Source organism: Streptomyces sp. NPDC003077, from assembly GCF_040611095.1.
Classification (GTDB): domain Bacteria; phylum Actinomycetota; class Actinomycetes; order Streptomycetales; family Streptomycetaceae; genus Streptomyces.
The window spans coordinates 77,758-92,672 of record NZ_JBEXNM010000025.1 but is presented as its reverse complement, the minus strand read 5'-3'; the positions used below and the strand labels follow the sequence as shown (position 1 = coordinate 92,672).

Here is a 14,915-nt window from a genome sequence, read left to right as displayed (position 1 = left end):
GCGTTCGCGTCCGCGTGCGGGCCCGCCCGGGGTGGCGGCCTGCCTCGCGGTGTTCCCGTCGGGCATTCGCCGCAGGGCTGCTCCCGGTCGGCGCGCCCTCCGGGTGGATGAGCCCTCAGATGGGCGGGGCCTTCCGCGCGAAGGACGTTGCGGCCCCATGGACTCTTCCGCCGCAAGCGCTGTCACCGGGCGGGTCAGCCGCCCCCGGCGTGCTCGACCAGGCGGATGAGTACTTCCTTGCCGGAGTGGCGGTTCCGGGCGTCACACAGCACCACCGGGGTGCCGCGGCCCAGCCCCAGTGCGCGGGCGATCTCGTGCGCGCCGCGCGGGCGGCTTTCCGCAAAGCAGTTGACGGCCACCAGGAAGGGCAGGGTCCGTCGTTCGAAGTACTCCGCGGCCGGGAAGCAGTCGCGCAGTCGGCGGGCGTCGGCCAGCACCACGGCGCCCAGGGCCTCGTGCGCCAGTTCGTCCCACAGGAACCGGCACCGGTCCTCGCCGGGTGTCCCGAAGAGGTACAGCGACAGCCCCGTCCTGATGGTGATCCGGCCGAAGTCCACCACCGCCACCGGGCGGCCGGCGCTCTCGTGGCCCGGCGCTGCCCGCCGCGGGCCAGGTACCGATCCACCGGCCAGCAAGCCGGGCACCGCCTCGATGCGGATCGGCCGGCTCTCGCTGACGGCCCTGACAAACGTCGTCTTGCCGGCCCCGGAACCGCCCGCGACCAGGATCTTCAGCGCCATGTCCGGCAGGGCGTGCCCGCGCTCGTCCGTACCTTCGGCAGCCGCCTCGCCCAGGTCCGCACCCCGTTGCGGATGCCCGCCTTTCGATGCCGGACCCGCGCCGCGCGACGGGTCCCGGCCCGTCTCCGGGCCGTACGGATCGTGCGCGGGAGCCATCGGCGGTCCTTCGGGGGAGGGAGCGTCCAGAGACGGAGCGGTCGGGGAGAAGGGGGGGCGTGAAGCAGGGTGGCACGCGGCGCGCGGGCGGGGTGCGTGGTCGGGGTACGTGGTCGGACGGTGATGCGCGGCGGACGGCGCCGCCGTCATCGGAAGCGGCCCGGTCCCCGCGGCACGACGGACGGGACGAACGCCGTTGGACGCGCGAAACGAGCGTCATAGGGCGCGTGGAAAATCAACGACACGGAACGGACGGCCTCCCTCGTGAGGTGGCCGGCGACCGGGCCTTATGGCATCTGTCCGAAAACCATGGCCAGGACCGTACTCCCTCGCCCCACCAGGTGTCGCGGAGTTGACACGTCCGAACAGTGGAGTGCGCACGTCCGGAAGAAAACGGAAGGCGCGCGCCGACCCGAGGCCGCGCGCACGCCCCGACCACCCCGACCACCCCGACCACCCCGACCGCCCCGAAAAACGGTGCCGCATAGCTCGCCTGCCGTCGCGCGTCCCGTCCAGGCCCGCCGCCCACTCGCCACCGGTCCGACCGCAGGCCCCGCGCTCCGTGTCCGCGTCCGCGTCCGCGCGCCCCGAGGCCTCACCCGCGACTCGTACAAACGTTCCCCGCTGTCACCGATGTGCTGGATCATGGGTCCATGACGCAGCAGCCGCCCGAGCGGACCGCTCCCCCGAACGACGTCAACACCTCGGCGCGTTCCGTCGAGCGCAACGGCATCAACCCGGTGCCGGACTCCGAGCGCCACGGAACCCCCGCCGGGCTGTTCTGGCCCTGGTCGGCGGCGGGGTTGTCGCTGCTGGGCATCGCCTTCGGCGTCTACGTGGTGGGCCTGGGGCTCGGCCCCGGGCAGGCGGTGCTCGCGGGTGCCGCGGGGTACGTGCTGTCCTTCGTGCTCGTCGGACTGGTGTCGGTGGCCGGGGCGCGGACGGGTGCGCCCACCATGGTCATCGGCCGCGTCCCCTTCGGCACGCACGGCAACAAGCTGCCGACACTGTTCAGCTACGTGTCCAATGTGGGCTGGGAGACCGTCCTGGTGACGCTCTCTTCTCTGGGCGGGGCCGCCATCCTGGCGCGGGTCTCCCCCGGCCTCTTCGCGGACTCCGGCGGGCAGACGCCCACGACCGCCGCCCAGGCACTGTGCTTCGGGGTGACCGCGGTGGCGGTGGTCGGGGTGGGCATGTTCGGGCACGCGCTGATCATGAAGGTGCAGAAGTACCTGACGGCGGCCATCACGGTGATGACCGTCCTCTACATGGTGCTCATGGCCGATCGGGTGGACCTCACCGCTCTCTGGTCCGGAGCGAGCGGCAGCACCTCCGGGGACGCGGGCACCGTCGTGGGCGGCGTCGTCTTCGCCATGACGCTGCTCGGTCTCGGGTGGGTCAACTGCGGCGCGGACTACAGCCGTTATCTGCCGCGCGACAGCAGCGGCCGGGCGATCGTCCTGTGGACGACCCTGGGCGGGGTGCTCGCGCCGTTGCTGCTCCTGGTCTTCGGCGTGCTGCTGAACGCCGGGGACCCCGGGCTCGCCACCGCGGCGGCGGCCGACCCGGTGGGCGCGCTCGCCGCCCAATTGCCGACGTGGTTCCTGGTTCCCTATCTCCTCACCGCCATCGGGGGCTTCGCCTCCGGCGCGATCATGGACATCTACAGTTCCGGCATGTCGATGCTGGCGCTGGGCGTCCCCATACGCCGCCACCTGGCCGTTCTGGTGGACGGGGTCCTCATGGCGGTGGGCGGTTGGTACCTGCTGTTCGTCTCGCCCAGCTTCTTCGCCACTTTCCAGGCGTTCCTGTCCGTCATCGGTGTGGCGATGGCGGCGTGGACGGCGGTGTTCCTGGTGGAGCGGTGGCGTCGGCGGCACACGGGCCACCCGTCGGCCCCCGTGCGCGGCGTCGGCTGGCCGGCGGTGCTGTCCCTCGCGGTCGGCACCGCCGTCGGCCTCGGGCTGATCACCTCCGCCGACCCGAACATCGCCACGGCCGTGGGCTTCCTCCTCACCGACGGGGCCCGGCACGGCACGCTGGGCGCCATGAACCTCGGCGTGGTGGTGGCGCTCGTCCTGGCGGGCGCCCTGTACGCCCTCACCGCCCCCTTGGCCCGCCGTCCGAACGGCCCTCCTCAAAGAGCCTCGTGAACGGCACCGAACCGTCCTCTCCAAAGAGCCTCGTGAACGGCACCGAACCCTCCTCTCCAAGGAGCCTCATGAACGACACCGCCGCCGGACAACCGCGCTCCCGGACGCAGCACGACCCGCACGACGTCCGCGCGTTCTTCGCCCCGCGCGCCGCCGACTGGGACACCCGTTTCCCCGACGACGGCCCCGCCTACGCCGCGTGCGTCGCCGAACTGGGGCTCCGCGCGGGTGACCGGGTCCTGGACGCCGGCTGCGGCACCGGCCGGGCGCTGCCCGCGCTGCGCGCCGCCGTCGGGACGCGGGGCACGGTCCTGGGCGCCGACCTGACGCCCGAGATGCTGACGGCGGCCGTCCGCGCCGGCCGGCACCGCGCCGCCCACCTCCTGCTCGCGGACGTGTCGCGGCTCCCCCTTCCCGGCGCCTGTCTGGACGCGGTGTTCGCCGCCGGTCTCCTCTCCCACCTGCCCGACCCGGCGGCGGGCCTCGCCGAACTGGCACGCGTCGTCCGGCCCGGTGGCCGTCTCGCCCTCTTCCACCCCGTAGGACGGGCGGCGCTCGCCGCACGTAAGGGGCAGCAGATCACCCCCGACGACCTGAGAGCGGAGCCGAACCTCCAGCCGCTCCTCAGGAGCAGCGGCTGGGACCTGGTGTCCTATGTGGACGAGGACACCCGCTATCTGGCGCTCTCGGTGCGTCAGGAGAGCCGGCGGTCCTGACGAGACCAGGCCGGGTGCCTGACCAGGTGCGGTGGCATGGGGGCCGGTCTCGTGGAGCGGGTCACGGAAGGACCTCCGCCCGTCGGCCCTATGACGCGCCCGGGAGGCTTCCCCGGTACCCCGAGACCCGGCGTCGTCGAGAGCGGAATCGCATGGGCGCGGAGGCCCTGACTCAGGACGCCAACCGCCTGGCCCGGGAGACCTCCACGCCCAGCATTACGGCACCCGCGCCGACCCGGCCCGGTCCGTCCCCGCGCCGGGCGCGTTCACGGACAGCGACCACTGCCCGTACGGCCGCGCGCGATGTCCCACGCGGCGGCCGGCCACACGGTCGGAGCAGGTGCTGTGCTTACCACTGCTTCTCGCACAACGTCGAACGGCCGGCGCCGGCACCCGTGCCGCATGCACGCGCTCGGAGCACACCCGCCGGCCGCCCCGCTCGGGAGGCTTCAGTCCTCCCCCTGGTCGCCGAAGTGAATGCAGGTGTTCCCGTTGCCGTTGCCCGTGTCGTGGGAGCTGTGGGCCGGCCCGAGGTGGTTGTACTGGTTGCCGTGTCCGTCGGCACCGGCGGCGCCGGCGACGCCCAGCACCGCGACGACCGCCAGAGCGGCGGTCAGAAGCATGCGCATACGCATGAGTTATTCCCTTCCCATCGGAGACGCTCAGCACGTGAGCTTCTGTCCCCCGCACCCTCCCCGCACGATCGGCCTGATTATCAGATGATCCTCCGATCGGCCGAGGGTCTTACCCCTCCTGTACCAGTGGAAACGGTCGTCCTGCCCCGCACACGCCACGTCCGGCGTCCTCGACAACCACACGACTCCCAAGTTCCGCGCCATCTCCCCGGCGAGGTCTCCCCGGCGAACTCGTGGGCCGGGCCGAGGCGGTGCACGCGGGGTCCGTTCGTGGGCGCGTCGCCGGACGCCGTCGGACCCGTCGTCAGGCTCCTCCGCGCTTCCCATTCCTGTCGCGCTCCGGAGTTCCGGCCTCGTGCGACTCGGGCACACTGGGACGATCGGGAACGTGTGTCGCCGGGCAGGGGGAAGCGATGTCTGATTTCTTCCGTGAAGTCTTCGCGTCCGTCCGCAGACTGATGGAATCCGCCGGGAAGAAGCCGGCAATCGACCGGTCGGGGCGCTCTTATCGAGCAACTCGCGCTTCACGGGCCGAAGGCCCGCACAACCTGTTCGAGGCCGCCGCCCTCCACGTCGCGGCCTGCGTCGACGGCGACGAGGAACGCGGGGCCGAGGCCGCGCGGTGGGTCTCCCCCGAGGCGCTCGCCTTCGGCGTCAACGAGCTGGCCTGTCGGGCGATACTCGTGCTGGCCCGGGAGCGCCGCCAGTCCCCGCAGACGGTGGCCCGGGACCTGTTGGGCCTCCCGGTGGGGTGAGGGCGGCGACACCGCCGAGGGACGGCGGCAAGCGGATCGACGTGTCGCGCCGAACGCTGGGCCCGATAAGGCATCAAACGCTTCGGTGAGCAGCGTGGTTGCACGGGGGCACGTCCGGCTCCCGATGTCCGATGTCCGATGTCCGGTGTCCGCTTCCGGCGCGTTCTTTCCTTGCTCTCCTTGGCGCGGCGTCGCGGCACCGACCGGGCGCGGCGCGCTCCCGCGCACGGCGCCGCTCTGCGCCCCGCGAACGCGTCACCCGCCACCGCGCTCCGTGCCATGCGTCCGCGATGGGGCGCCGGCATACCCCGCTCGCACACAGATGATGTGGTGGGGCTTCACGACGGGCGCCCGAAGAAGCGGGAACCGGACAGACCGGAGGCGGCGCCCCACCCGCCGATCGCACGATCGGCGGGGCCGCTGACGGGGACGTCACCGACCGCCGGTCACCCAGCTCCCTCAGGCCGAGGGGCCCGGACGCTCAGCGTCCGATTTCCTTGCGCGTGATCCGCCGCAGCCTGCGCCGCTGTGAGGGGTCGAGCGTCAGGTACGCCGCGACCGGCACCCCCACAACGATCAACGCCACCGCCCACAACGGCAGCAACCACAGCAGGATCAGCCCCACCGCCACGCCGCCGACGGCCACCTTCGCACTCGTGGACATCCTTCACGTCCCTTCCGCGGCGAATGCCGCGCTCTCTGTCTTCCATTGAACGCCGTTTCCGCGTCGCGGGTTCCATGCGGCGCGATGCCGGCGCTCTGGGGGCGCCTCACCCGCGGACACGGGGGCGCGGCGGCGCGGTCTTCCGTGGGCGCGTGGGGCTCCGCGACTCTGGAGTCTCTTGAGTTCTCTGCAGCTCCTCTGCGACTTCCCTGCGGCTTTTCACGGGAAATGCCCCGAATGCGGACGGGTGTGCCGAGGTCTCCGCTGAGCACAAACCAGGTGCCGAGGGTCACGAATTGGGCTTTCCCTGGCCAGTCGTGCCGCACTTTGCTTGTTCATGCTGTATCCTCGGCCGCTCCGCCGCAGGTAGTCAAACTTGAGGAGCCCTCGGCACGTGGCATCACTCCCCATGGCACCGTCCGTCCTTCCCTCCGAACTCTCGCAATGTGCGGCAGTGTTCCTGCCCGGCGATCCCCCTCGGTCCGGCCGGATCGCCTTCTGGCGGCCGGACGGCACGCACCCGGCCACCGAGAAGGGCGCCGCGGCCGAAGACCTGACGGTCGCCGTGCCCGGTGCGGACCGGCAGGTCGTCCTGCGCACCGTCCCCGCCGTCGTCCTGCCCGTCGCCGACGCCCTCCCCGTCCTCACCCGGGCCCGCCTGACGAGTGACGCCGATCCGGCCGCCGCCTTCTGGGGCGCCGCCTCCCTCCTCGCCCTCCATCTCATCGCCCGTGGACGGCTGCTGCCGGGGCTGAGCCCGCGGGACCACGACGCCTGGCGGCTGGGGCCGCTGGATTCCGAGGACACCGCCCGGCTGCGCGAGTTGGCCGCAGCCATGCCGCCGTACGCGCACGCCGTCCCGCTCCCGGACACCGACCGGCTCGCACTGCCCGACCCCGGCCGGCTGCTGCGCGCCTTCTGCGACGCGGTGGCCGACGGGCTGCCCCGCACCCCCGCCGCCCACCTCGCCACCGGCGGCCCGGCGTTCGCCGCGCACCCGCCCCGGCACATCCCCGAACAGCGCGCGTGGGCCGCGGAGGTGGCCGCGGGACACGACGCGGGGGTGCGCGTCTCACTGCGGATCGAGGTGAACGGCCTGACGGAGGGGAGCGAGCTGCCGTCCTCCGCACCGTCCGAAGAATCCCGTTCCGAAGAGTTCCGTTCCGGGGAGTCGCGTTCCCGTTCCGAGGAATTGCGATCCGAAGGGTTCCCGTACGAAGAATCCCGGTCCGAAGAGTTCCCGTTCCCGTCCGGACAGTTCCCATCCGAAGAAATACGGAACGAGGGCTCCCGTTCCAAGGACTCCCTTTCCAAGGGCTCCCGTTCCAAGGAACCCCTACCCGAGCAGTCCCCGCACAACGACGCCCCGCCCGTCACCTTCACCGCCGTTCTGCAACTGCACAGCCTCGGGGACGCCGCGCTCGTCGCGGACGCGTCCGAGGTGTGGGCCGGATCCACCGCCGCGGGACGGGCCTTCGGATCGCGCGCCCGGATGGACACTTTGCTGGCCCTGCGGCGCGCGGTCGGCGCCTGGGGCGCGCTCGCTCCTCTGCTGTCCGCGCCCGTGCCCGACGCCCTCCCCCTCGCCGACGACGAGGTCGCCGAACTGCTCGGTCCCGCGTCGCGGGCGCTGGCCGCCGCCGGCGTCCAGGTGCACTGGCCTCGGGATCTGGCCCGTGGGCTCGTCACCCGTGCCGTGGTCGGCGCGGGCGGGCACCCCGGCGACGGGAGCATCGGCGACGAGGAGCAGGAGGCGTCCCGGGGACGGTTCGACCGCACGTCCGGGGCGCCGTCCATGCTGTCCGCGGACGCTCTGCTGTCCTTCGACTGGCGCTTCTCGCTCGGCGGGCAGGAAGTGAGCCGGGCGGAGTTGGAGCGGCTGGCCGAGTCGCACCGCCCGCTGGTGCGGCTGCGCGACCAGTGGGTGCTGATCGCGCCGGAGGAACTGCGCGCGGCCCGTGACCGGCAGGACCACAAGGTCACCCCCATCGACGCGCTCGGCGCCGCGCTCACCGGGGCGGTGGAGGACCGCGACGGCGAGCGCGTCGAGGTGCGGGCCACCGGATGGCTCGCCCGGCTGCGGGACCGGCTCGCGGATCCGGAAGGCGGGCACCCGGCCGGGTCGCCGGACGGGAGTACGGAACGGGCGGCGTTCGTCCAGCCCGCCGCACTCGCCGCCACCCTCCGCGACTACCAGGTGCGCGGCCTGGCCTGGCTGGACCGGATGACGTCGCTGGGGCTGGGCGGTTGCCTCGCCGACGACATGGGGCTCGGCAAGACCATCACCCTCATAGCGCTCCACCTGCACCGGCAGAGCCACCCCGACTCCGTCGGCCCCACTCTCGTCGTCTGTCCGACTTCCCTCATGGGCAACTGGCAACGGGAGATCGAACGGTTCGCGCCCGGCACCCCCGTCCGCCGTTTCCACGCCGGCCGGCGGAGCCTGGACGACCTGAAGGACGGCGAGTTCGTCCTCACCACCTACGGGACCATGCGGCTGGACGCCCCGAAACTGGCGCGGGCGGGCTGGGGTCTGGTGGTCGCCGACGAGGCGCAGCACGTCAAGAACCCGTTCTCGGCGACCGCCAAGGCGCTGCGCGCCATCCCGGCACGGGCCAGGGTCGCGCTCACGGGCACGCCGGTGGAGAACAACCTGTCGGAGCTGTGGGCCATCCTCGACTGGACCACCCCGGGGCTGCTGGGTCCGCTCGGCCGCTTCCGCCGGCGGTACGCGCAGGCCGTGGAGGGCGGCGCCGACCCGGCCGCGGCCGAACGGCTGGCCCGGCTCGTCCGCCCCTTCCTGCTGCGCCGCCGCAAGTCCGACCCGGGCATCGCCCCGGAGCTGCCGCCGAAGACGGAGACCGACCGGGCCGTGGCACTGACCGGAGAGCAAGCAGGACTGTACGAGGCCGTCGTGCGTGAGGGGCTGGAGGAGATCCAGGGGGCGGACGGTTTCGCGCGGCGCGGACTCGTCGTCAAGCTGCTCACCTCCCTGAAGCAGATCTGCAACCACCCCGCCCAGTTCCTCAAGGAGTCGGAACCGGTGGTTCCGGGGCGCTCCGGAAAGGTGGAGCTGCTGGACGAGTTGCTGGACACGATGCTCGCCGAGGGCGCGAGCGTGCTGGTCTTCACGCAGTACGTCCAGATGGCGCGGCTGTTGGAGCGGCACCTCGGGGCGCGTGGCATCGCCACTCAGACGCTGCACGGCGGTACGCCCGTGGCCCGGCGCGAGGAGATGGTGCACCGTTTCCAGGAGGGCGAGACACCCGTCTTCCTGCTGTCCCTGAAGGCGGCCGGCACCGGGCTGAACCTCACCCGGGCCGCGCACGTCGTGCACTTCGACCGCTGGTGGAACCCGGCCGTCGAGGCGCAGGCCACCGACCGGGCGTACCGGATCGGCCAGACGCAGCCGGTCCAGGTACACCGTTTGATCACCGAGGGCACGGTCGAGGACCGGATCGCGGACATGCTGGCCCGCAAACAGCGGCTGGCCGACGCGGTCCTGGGATCCGGCGAGGCCGCGCTGACCGAACTCACCGACGCCGAGCTGGCGGACCTCGTCGCGCTGCGAGGGAGCGAGCGTTGAGCGAGACGAACGCGATGAACGAAACGGACGCGGTGAACGAGGCGAACCCAGTGAACGTAACGAATGAGGTGAACGTTACGAACGCGGCGAATGCGACGAACGCGGTGAACACGACGTACGCGCGGTACGCGGACGAGGAGTCGTACGACATGCCTTCGCATGGGGAAGCGGACCGGGCGGGGCGTCAGGGCGAGCCCTCGTACGACCCTCCGTTCGAAGACCAGGACGGTGACGAGGACGGAGCGGACGGCGGCAGCAGCTCCGGCCGCGGTACGAGCGCCCGGGCCGGGGTGCCCGAGCGGACGTTCGCCGCGCTGCCGCCCGCGCGGGGGCGGGGTTTCGCGCAGACCTGGTGGGGCCGCTCCTGGCTTCAGGCGCTGGAGGACACCGCGCTGGACGGCGGGCAGGTGAAGGAGGGCCGCCGGCACGCCCGGGCGGGCGCGGTCGGTGCGGTGTCCGTCCGCCCCGGGCGGATCACCGCGGTCGTGCGGGACCGGGACGGGACGGCTCACCGGTCCGACATCCTGCTCCAGGAGCTGAGCGCGGCGGACTGGGACCGCTTCCTGGACGTGGTCGCCGACCGCGCCGGGCACATCGCGGCGCTGCTGGACCGCGACATGCCGCCGCACCTCGTGGAGGACGCGGCGGCGGCGGGCGTCGAGCTCCTGCCGGGCATCGGCGACCTGGAGCCCGAGTGCGGCTGCGGGACGTGGGACCACTGCGCCCACACCAGCGCGCTGTGCTACCAGGTGGCGCGGCTGCTGGACCAGGACCCGTTCGTGCTGCTGCTGGTGCGCGGCCGGGGCGAGCAGGAGGTGCTGGAGGACCTCCAAGCCCGCAGCACGGCGCTGGCCCAGGGGCAGGCGCCGGAGGACGCGGCAGACGGGATCGCGGAGAGGGAACGGGAGCCGGGCGGGGCGCAGGGTGGTTCGGTCAGCGGCTCCCCCGGCGGTTTCGGTCCTGGCGTGCCGGCCGACGCGGCATACGCGGCGGGGGCCGGTACACCCCCGCTGCCGGCGCCCCCGCCCGCGGTGACGGAACCGGGTGGCGCGCCGGTCCTGGGCGGCGGTGCCTCCCCCGCGCCCGGGGTGGACGTCCCGGCGCTCGAATTCCTCATCGCGGACACCGCCGCCCGCGCCCGGCGCCTCCTGGCGGACGCCCTGTCCCCCGGGCACCCGGAGGCCCCGCCGCCCGCGCCGCTCACCCCGGCACAGGACGCGGTGCGCCTGGCCGCCGCCGGTCCGCCGTCGGCGGTCGCGGTCCGGCTCGCGGACGGGACGGGCCGCGGCCCTCGGGGCCTGGCCCTGGCCGTACGGGCGTGGGAGCAGGGCGGCGCCGCGGGGCTGTCGGTCCTGGACGAGGAGTGGACGCCCGACCCCGCGGCCCTGGCCCGCGCCACCGCCCAACTGGCCGCCGCCTGGGAGGGGGACGCGTCCCGCCCGGCGCTGCGGACCCGGGGCAACCGCTGGACCGTGGTGGGCGGCGACGCGCAACTGCGGTACGGGCGGGACGGCCGGTGGTGGCCCTACCGCAAGGAGCGCGGCCAGTGGACGCCCGCGGGCCCGGCGGCGGACGACCCGGCCGCTGCGTTCGCGACGGCGGTGACGGAGGGCTGAGGCGGAGGGCAGAGGCGGAGGGCTGGACTGAGGCGGAAGGCTGGGGCGGAAGGCTGAAGCCGACGTCGGGGCGGGGGTTGTCCGGGGCGGCAGTCGAGCGGGGAACGCGGCGCCGGTCCGCCCCGCTCCCGCCCTCAGGCCCCGGGGCCCGCCCCTTCGCCCGCCTCGCCCCCGGGGCCCGCCCCGTATCCCTCCGCCCACCTCGCGCCCACCTTGCGCCCACCTCGCCCCCGTCCCCGGCCGCCTCCGCGCCCGCACACCCGCGCCCCCGGATCGTCCTCAAGAGCCGCCCCACCCCCACCCCACTTTGCGACCACTTTTCGCACGATGCGACGCATGTCACGTTTCCGTTTCCCCGGCGCCGGAGCGTCGGCGTGCGAAAGAGGTCTGGACCAATGGAAAGATGGAGATGCACCTGTTTGGCCCTAACTGACCGAGAGGCCCTGTCCTGCCATGGCGCTCGCCTTCCTGCACCGTCTTCGTGACCGCTCGTCCCACAGCGCCCCCGCCGCCATTCCGCGCGGCGCCGGCGCGCTGGACCTGACGGTGCACGATCCCGTCGGCCTGCCGATGGCCGGTGCGGAGATATCGGTACGGGATCCGGCGGGCCAGGAGGTGATGCGCGGTCAGGCCGATCCGAACGGCAGGTTCTCCGCGACGCTGACGCCCGCCGAGTACCAGGTCGTGGTGACCGCGGACGGGTTCCGTCCGCGGCGGCTGAGCAGTCCGGTCGCGCAGGGGGAACGCACGGTGGAGCAGCCGTTCGTGCTGGAGCCCGCGCCCGTGGCGCCGATGCCGACGCCCGGCAACTGGCAGATCGACCCGGACCACAGCTCGGTCCGCTTCACCGCCCGGCACATCGGGCTGGCGGCGATCCACGGCCGGTTCAACCGTTTCCAGGGCGACCTGTGGATCGCTCCGGACATGCGGGACTCGCGGGTCGAGGTGACCATCGACGCGGCGAGCATCGACTCGGGCGTCAAGATGCGCGACGACCACCTGCGCTCGGCCGAGTTCCTGGACGTGGAGCGCTATCCGTACCTCCAGTTCTCCGGCGAGCGGTTCGTCCCCAAGGGCGGCAGCCGCTGGACGGTGCAGGGCGTGCTGCACCTGCACGGCGTCAGCCGGTCCGTCCAGTTGGAGACCCGTTACCTGGGGATCGGCACCGGCATGGCGGGCGAGACCCGGACGGCTTGCACCGCCACCACCGAACTGCACCGCGAGGACTTCACGCTGGACTGGCGCAAGATGCTGTCCCGGGGGATCGCGGCCATCGGCGCCACCATCCGCGTCGAACTGGACATCCAGGCCACCCAGAAGCAGTGACCTTCCGGGGGCACGGGCCTCGTCGGGGGTAGGGACCTCCCGGGGGCACGGACCTCGTCGGGGGTAGGGACCTCCCGGGGCACGGACCTTCCGGGGGCACGGGCTCCGCGCTCGCGCCCGACCGCCCGGCGCCGTCCCTCAGGCCGTGATCAGGCGGGCAGGGAGGCGAGCCAGCCGGTCAGGAGCCGGTTGACCTCCTCGTGGCGTTCCTGCTGGATCCAGTGGCCGCAGCCGTCGAGAACGTGCGAGGAGACCAGGCCGGGCAGGGTGACGGGGTATGCCCGGATCGCCTCGGCCATCCAGGTGGTGGAGGCGTCCAGGGCTCCGCCGACAAACAGGGACGGCTGCGTGAGGGGCCGTCCGCGGTGGTCGGCGAGGTCCTCCCAGTCCCGGTCCATGTTGCGGTAGCGGTTGAGCGCGCCGCTCATGCCGGTCCGCTCGAACTCCCCGGCGTAGACGTCGAGGTCGTTCTCGCCGAGCCAGCCGGGCAACCGGCCGACGGGGAACCGGTCGCGCAGCGTCCCGCCGCGGCTGAGGAAGTGCGGGTCCGGGGCGCCGGGTGCGGGCATGGTGTCGCCGGAGAAGGCGGAGTAGAAACCGGCGAGCCAGCCGCGCACGTCGGGTTCGATCTCCGCTTCGGCCCGGCCGGGCTCCTGGAAGTAGGAGACGTAGAACTCCTCCTCGTCCCCGCCCATCCGCGTGAACACCTCACCGGGCCGGGGGCCGCCCGGCGGCGCGTAGGGAACGCTCAGCAGGCCGACCGCGCGGAAGACGTCCGGCCGGAGGAGGGCGGAGTGCGCGGCGATGTTGGCGCCCCAGTCGTGTCCGACGATCACCGCGGTCTCCTCGCCGAGCGCGCGCACCACGGCGACGGCGTCCTCGACCAGGTCGAGCATCCGGTAGGCGGCCACCTGCTCGGGCCTGCTGGAACGTCCGTAACCGCGCACGTCCATGGCGACCGCGCGGAACCCGGCCGCGGCCAGTACCGGCAGTTGGTGGCGCCAGGAGTACCAGGACTCCGGGAAACCGTGCACCAGTAGCACGATGGGACCGGTTCCCTGCTCCACCAGGTGGGTCCGGCCGGCGGGGGTGGGGACCAGGCGGTGGGTGCCGCCGTCCGTGACCTGGGTGGGCTGGAACATGAATCCTCCACGGCTGTCGATCGGTCCGCCGGCGCCGGGTGCGCCACCCGCGCGTACGGGTGGGTTCCGGGCCGACGACTTCGCGTTCGATCATGCGCCGCCGGGCGGAGGGGTCCGGAGGGGGTTTGCCGGGACGGCAAAGGATGGGCGGCGGCGGTCCGTCCGCCTGATCGGTGGTCGCGCCCGGCCCGTTGAGGTGGATCTTTCGTGGTCGGTCTTTCGTGGCCGGCCGTTCGTGGCCGGCCGTTCGTGGCCGGCCGTTCGTGGCCGGCCGTTCGTGGCCGGCCGTTCGTGGCCGGCCGTTCGTCGTCGGCCGTTCATGGACGGTCTTTCATGGACGGTGGGACGGCATGGCCTCAAGATCGTCAGGAGGGGGAACACGCGCGTCCTCCCCGTGCGTCCTCGTCATGCCTGCCCCCGAGCCCGCCACCAGCCCAGGAAGGTCCCGCGCCATGTCTGCCGCCCCTCCCCCGTTCGCCGCCGCCCTCACCACCGGCCCGCTGGTCCTGGACGGCGGGCTGTCCAACCAGTTGGAGGCCGCCGGGCACGACCTGACCGACGAGCTGTGGTCGGCGCGGCTGCTGGCCGAGGACCCGGAAGCGGTGGTGCGGGCGCACCTCGCCTATTACGAGGCGGGCGCACGGGTCGTGATCACCTCCAGTTACCAGGCGACCTTCGAGGGCCTGGCCCGGCGGGGCGTCGGCCCGGAGGAGGCCGCCGCGTTGCTGGGCCGCAGCGTGGCGCTGGCCCGCGAGGCCGCACGCCGGGCGGAGGCCCGCGGGGTGACCGGGCCGCTGTACGTCGCGGCCTCGGCGGGTCCGTACGGGGCGATGCTCGCGGACGGTTCGGAGTACCGGGGGCGTTACGGCCTGACGGTGGCGGAGCTGGAGCGGTGGCACCGCCCGCGGCTGGCGGCGCTGGCCGCGGCGCGGCCGGACGCGCTGGCGCTGGAGACGGTGCCGGACACGGACGAGGCCCGCGCCCTGCTCCGGGCGGTGCGCGGGCTGGGGGTGCCGGCCTGGCTCTCGTACAGCGTCGCCGGTGCGCGCACCCGCGCCGGGCAGCCGCTGGAGGAGGCGTTCGCACTGGCCGCCGACGCGGACGAGGTGATCGCGGTCGGCGTGAACTGCTGCGCCCCCGAGGACGCCGGCCCGGCGGTGGAACTGGCGGCGCGGGTGACGGGCAAGCCCGTGGTGGTCTACCCGAACAGCGGGGAGCGGTGGGACGCGCGGGCCCGTGCGTGGTGCGGGCCGGCGACCTTCACGGCGGACCTCGTGGCGGGCTGGACCGCGGCGGGCGCGCGCCTGGTGGGCGGCTGCTGCCGGGTGGGCCCGGAGACGGTCGCGGAGGTGGCGGGGCGGCTGGGGGCCTGAGCCCCGAACGGCGGACGCGGGACCGGCAGGCCGCGCGGGATGAAGCCCGGACG

At 73.6% G+C, this 14,915-nt stretch carries 11 protein-coding genes; 7 read left to right on the top strand and 4 right to left on the bottom strand.

Features of this window, described 5'->3' with window-relative positions; translation table 11 throughout:
* Positions 1–194 precede the first annotated feature (194 nt).
* The gene (locus ABZX96_RS18930) at positions 195–740 is read right to left on the bottom strand and encodes an ATP/GTP-binding protein (protein ID WP_355545764.1); all 546 of its coding nucleotides are present in this window, start codon (positions 738–740) and stop codon (positions 195–197) included.
* A gap of 809 nt (positions 741–1,549) precedes the next feature.
* On the opposite strand from ABZX96_RS18930, the gene ABZX96_RS18925 reads away from it, so the two are divergent.
* Positions 1,550–3,049, top strand: coding sequence for a cytosine permease (locus tag ABZX96_RS18925; RefSeq protein WP_355545728.1), 1,500 nt, complete (start codon positions 1,550–1,552; stop codon positions 3,047–3,049).
* Between the two features lie 68 nt (positions 3,050–3,117).
* Positions 3,118–3,765 (top strand): class I SAM-dependent methyltransferase, encoded by a 648-nt coding sequence (locus ABZX96_RS18920; RefSeq protein WP_355545726.1) that lies wholly within the window; start codon positions 3,118–3,120, stop codon positions 3,763–3,765.
* Positions 3,766–4,214: 449 nt separating this feature from the next.
* Here the strand turns inward: ABZX96_RS18920 and ABZX96_RS18915 are convergent, their stop codons facing one another.
* Positions 4,215–4,400 carry a hypothetical protein gene (locus ABZX96_RS18915; RefSeq protein ID WP_355545724.1) on the bottom strand — a complete coding sequence of 62 codons (186 nt, stop codon included), beginning with the start codon at positions 4,398–4,400 and terminating at the stop codon, positions 4,215–4,217.
* A 413-nt stretch (positions 4,401–4,813) separates the two neighbouring features.
* Between ABZX96_RS18915 and ABZX96_RS18910 the strand changes: the two genes are divergently transcribed.
* A complete protein-coding gene (locus tag ABZX96_RS18910; protein WP_355545722.1) occupies positions 4,814–5,155 on the top strand; it encodes a hypothetical protein in 342 nt (113 codons plus the stop codon).
* Between the two features lie 481 nt (positions 5,156–5,636).
* On the opposite strand, the gene ABZX96_RS18905 is transcribed toward ABZX96_RS18910, so the two are convergent.
* Positions 5,637–5,819, bottom strand: coding sequence for a hypothetical protein (locus ABZX96_RS18905; RefSeq protein WP_355545720.1), 183 nt, complete (start codon positions 5,817–5,819; stop codon positions 5,637–5,639).
* Positions 5,820–6,228: 409 nt separating this feature from the next.
* Here ABZX96_RS18905 and ABZX96_RS18900 point away from each other — a divergent pair, with 409 nt between their 5' ends.
* The 3 genes from ABZX96_RS18900 (at position 6,229) to ABZX96_RS18890 (ending at position 12,347) form a co-directional block, all read left to right on the top strand.
* Complete coding sequence (locus tag ABZX96_RS18900; RefSeq protein ID WP_355545762.1) at positions 6,229–9,405, top strand: DEAD/DEAH box helicase; 3,177 nt, start codon at positions 6,229–6,231, stop codon at positions 9,403–9,405.
* A 68-nt stretch (positions 9,406–9,473) separates the two neighbouring features.
* Positions 9,474–11,021 (top strand): SWF or SNF family helicase, encoded by a 1,548-nt coding sequence (locus ABZX96_RS18895; protein WP_355545718.1) that lies wholly within the window; start codon positions 9,474–9,476, stop codon positions 11,019–11,021.
* A gap of 453 nt (positions 11,022–11,474) precedes the next feature.
* A complete protein-coding gene (locus ABZX96_RS18890; protein WP_355545716.1) occupies positions 11,475–12,347 on the top strand; it encodes a YceI family protein in 873 nt (290 codons plus the stop codon).
* A gap of 149 nt (positions 12,348–12,496) precedes the next feature.
* On the opposite strand, the gene ABZX96_RS18885 is transcribed toward ABZX96_RS18890, so the two are convergent.
* Positions 12,497–13,489 (bottom strand): alpha/beta hydrolase, encoded by a 993-nt coding sequence (locus ABZX96_RS18885; RefSeq protein WP_355545714.1) that lies wholly within the window; start codon positions 13,487–13,489, stop codon positions 12,497–12,499.
* Between the two features lie 452 nt (positions 13,490–13,941).
* On the opposite strand from ABZX96_RS18885, the gene mmuM reads away from it, so the two are divergent.
* Positions 13,942–14,862 (top strand): homocysteine S-methyltransferase, encoded by a 921-nt coding sequence (gene mmuM, locus ABZX96_RS18880; RefSeq protein ID WP_355545712.1) that lies wholly within the window; start codon positions 13,942–13,944, stop codon positions 14,860–14,862.
* The last annotated feature ends 53 nt before the right edge of the window (positions 14,863–14,915 follow it).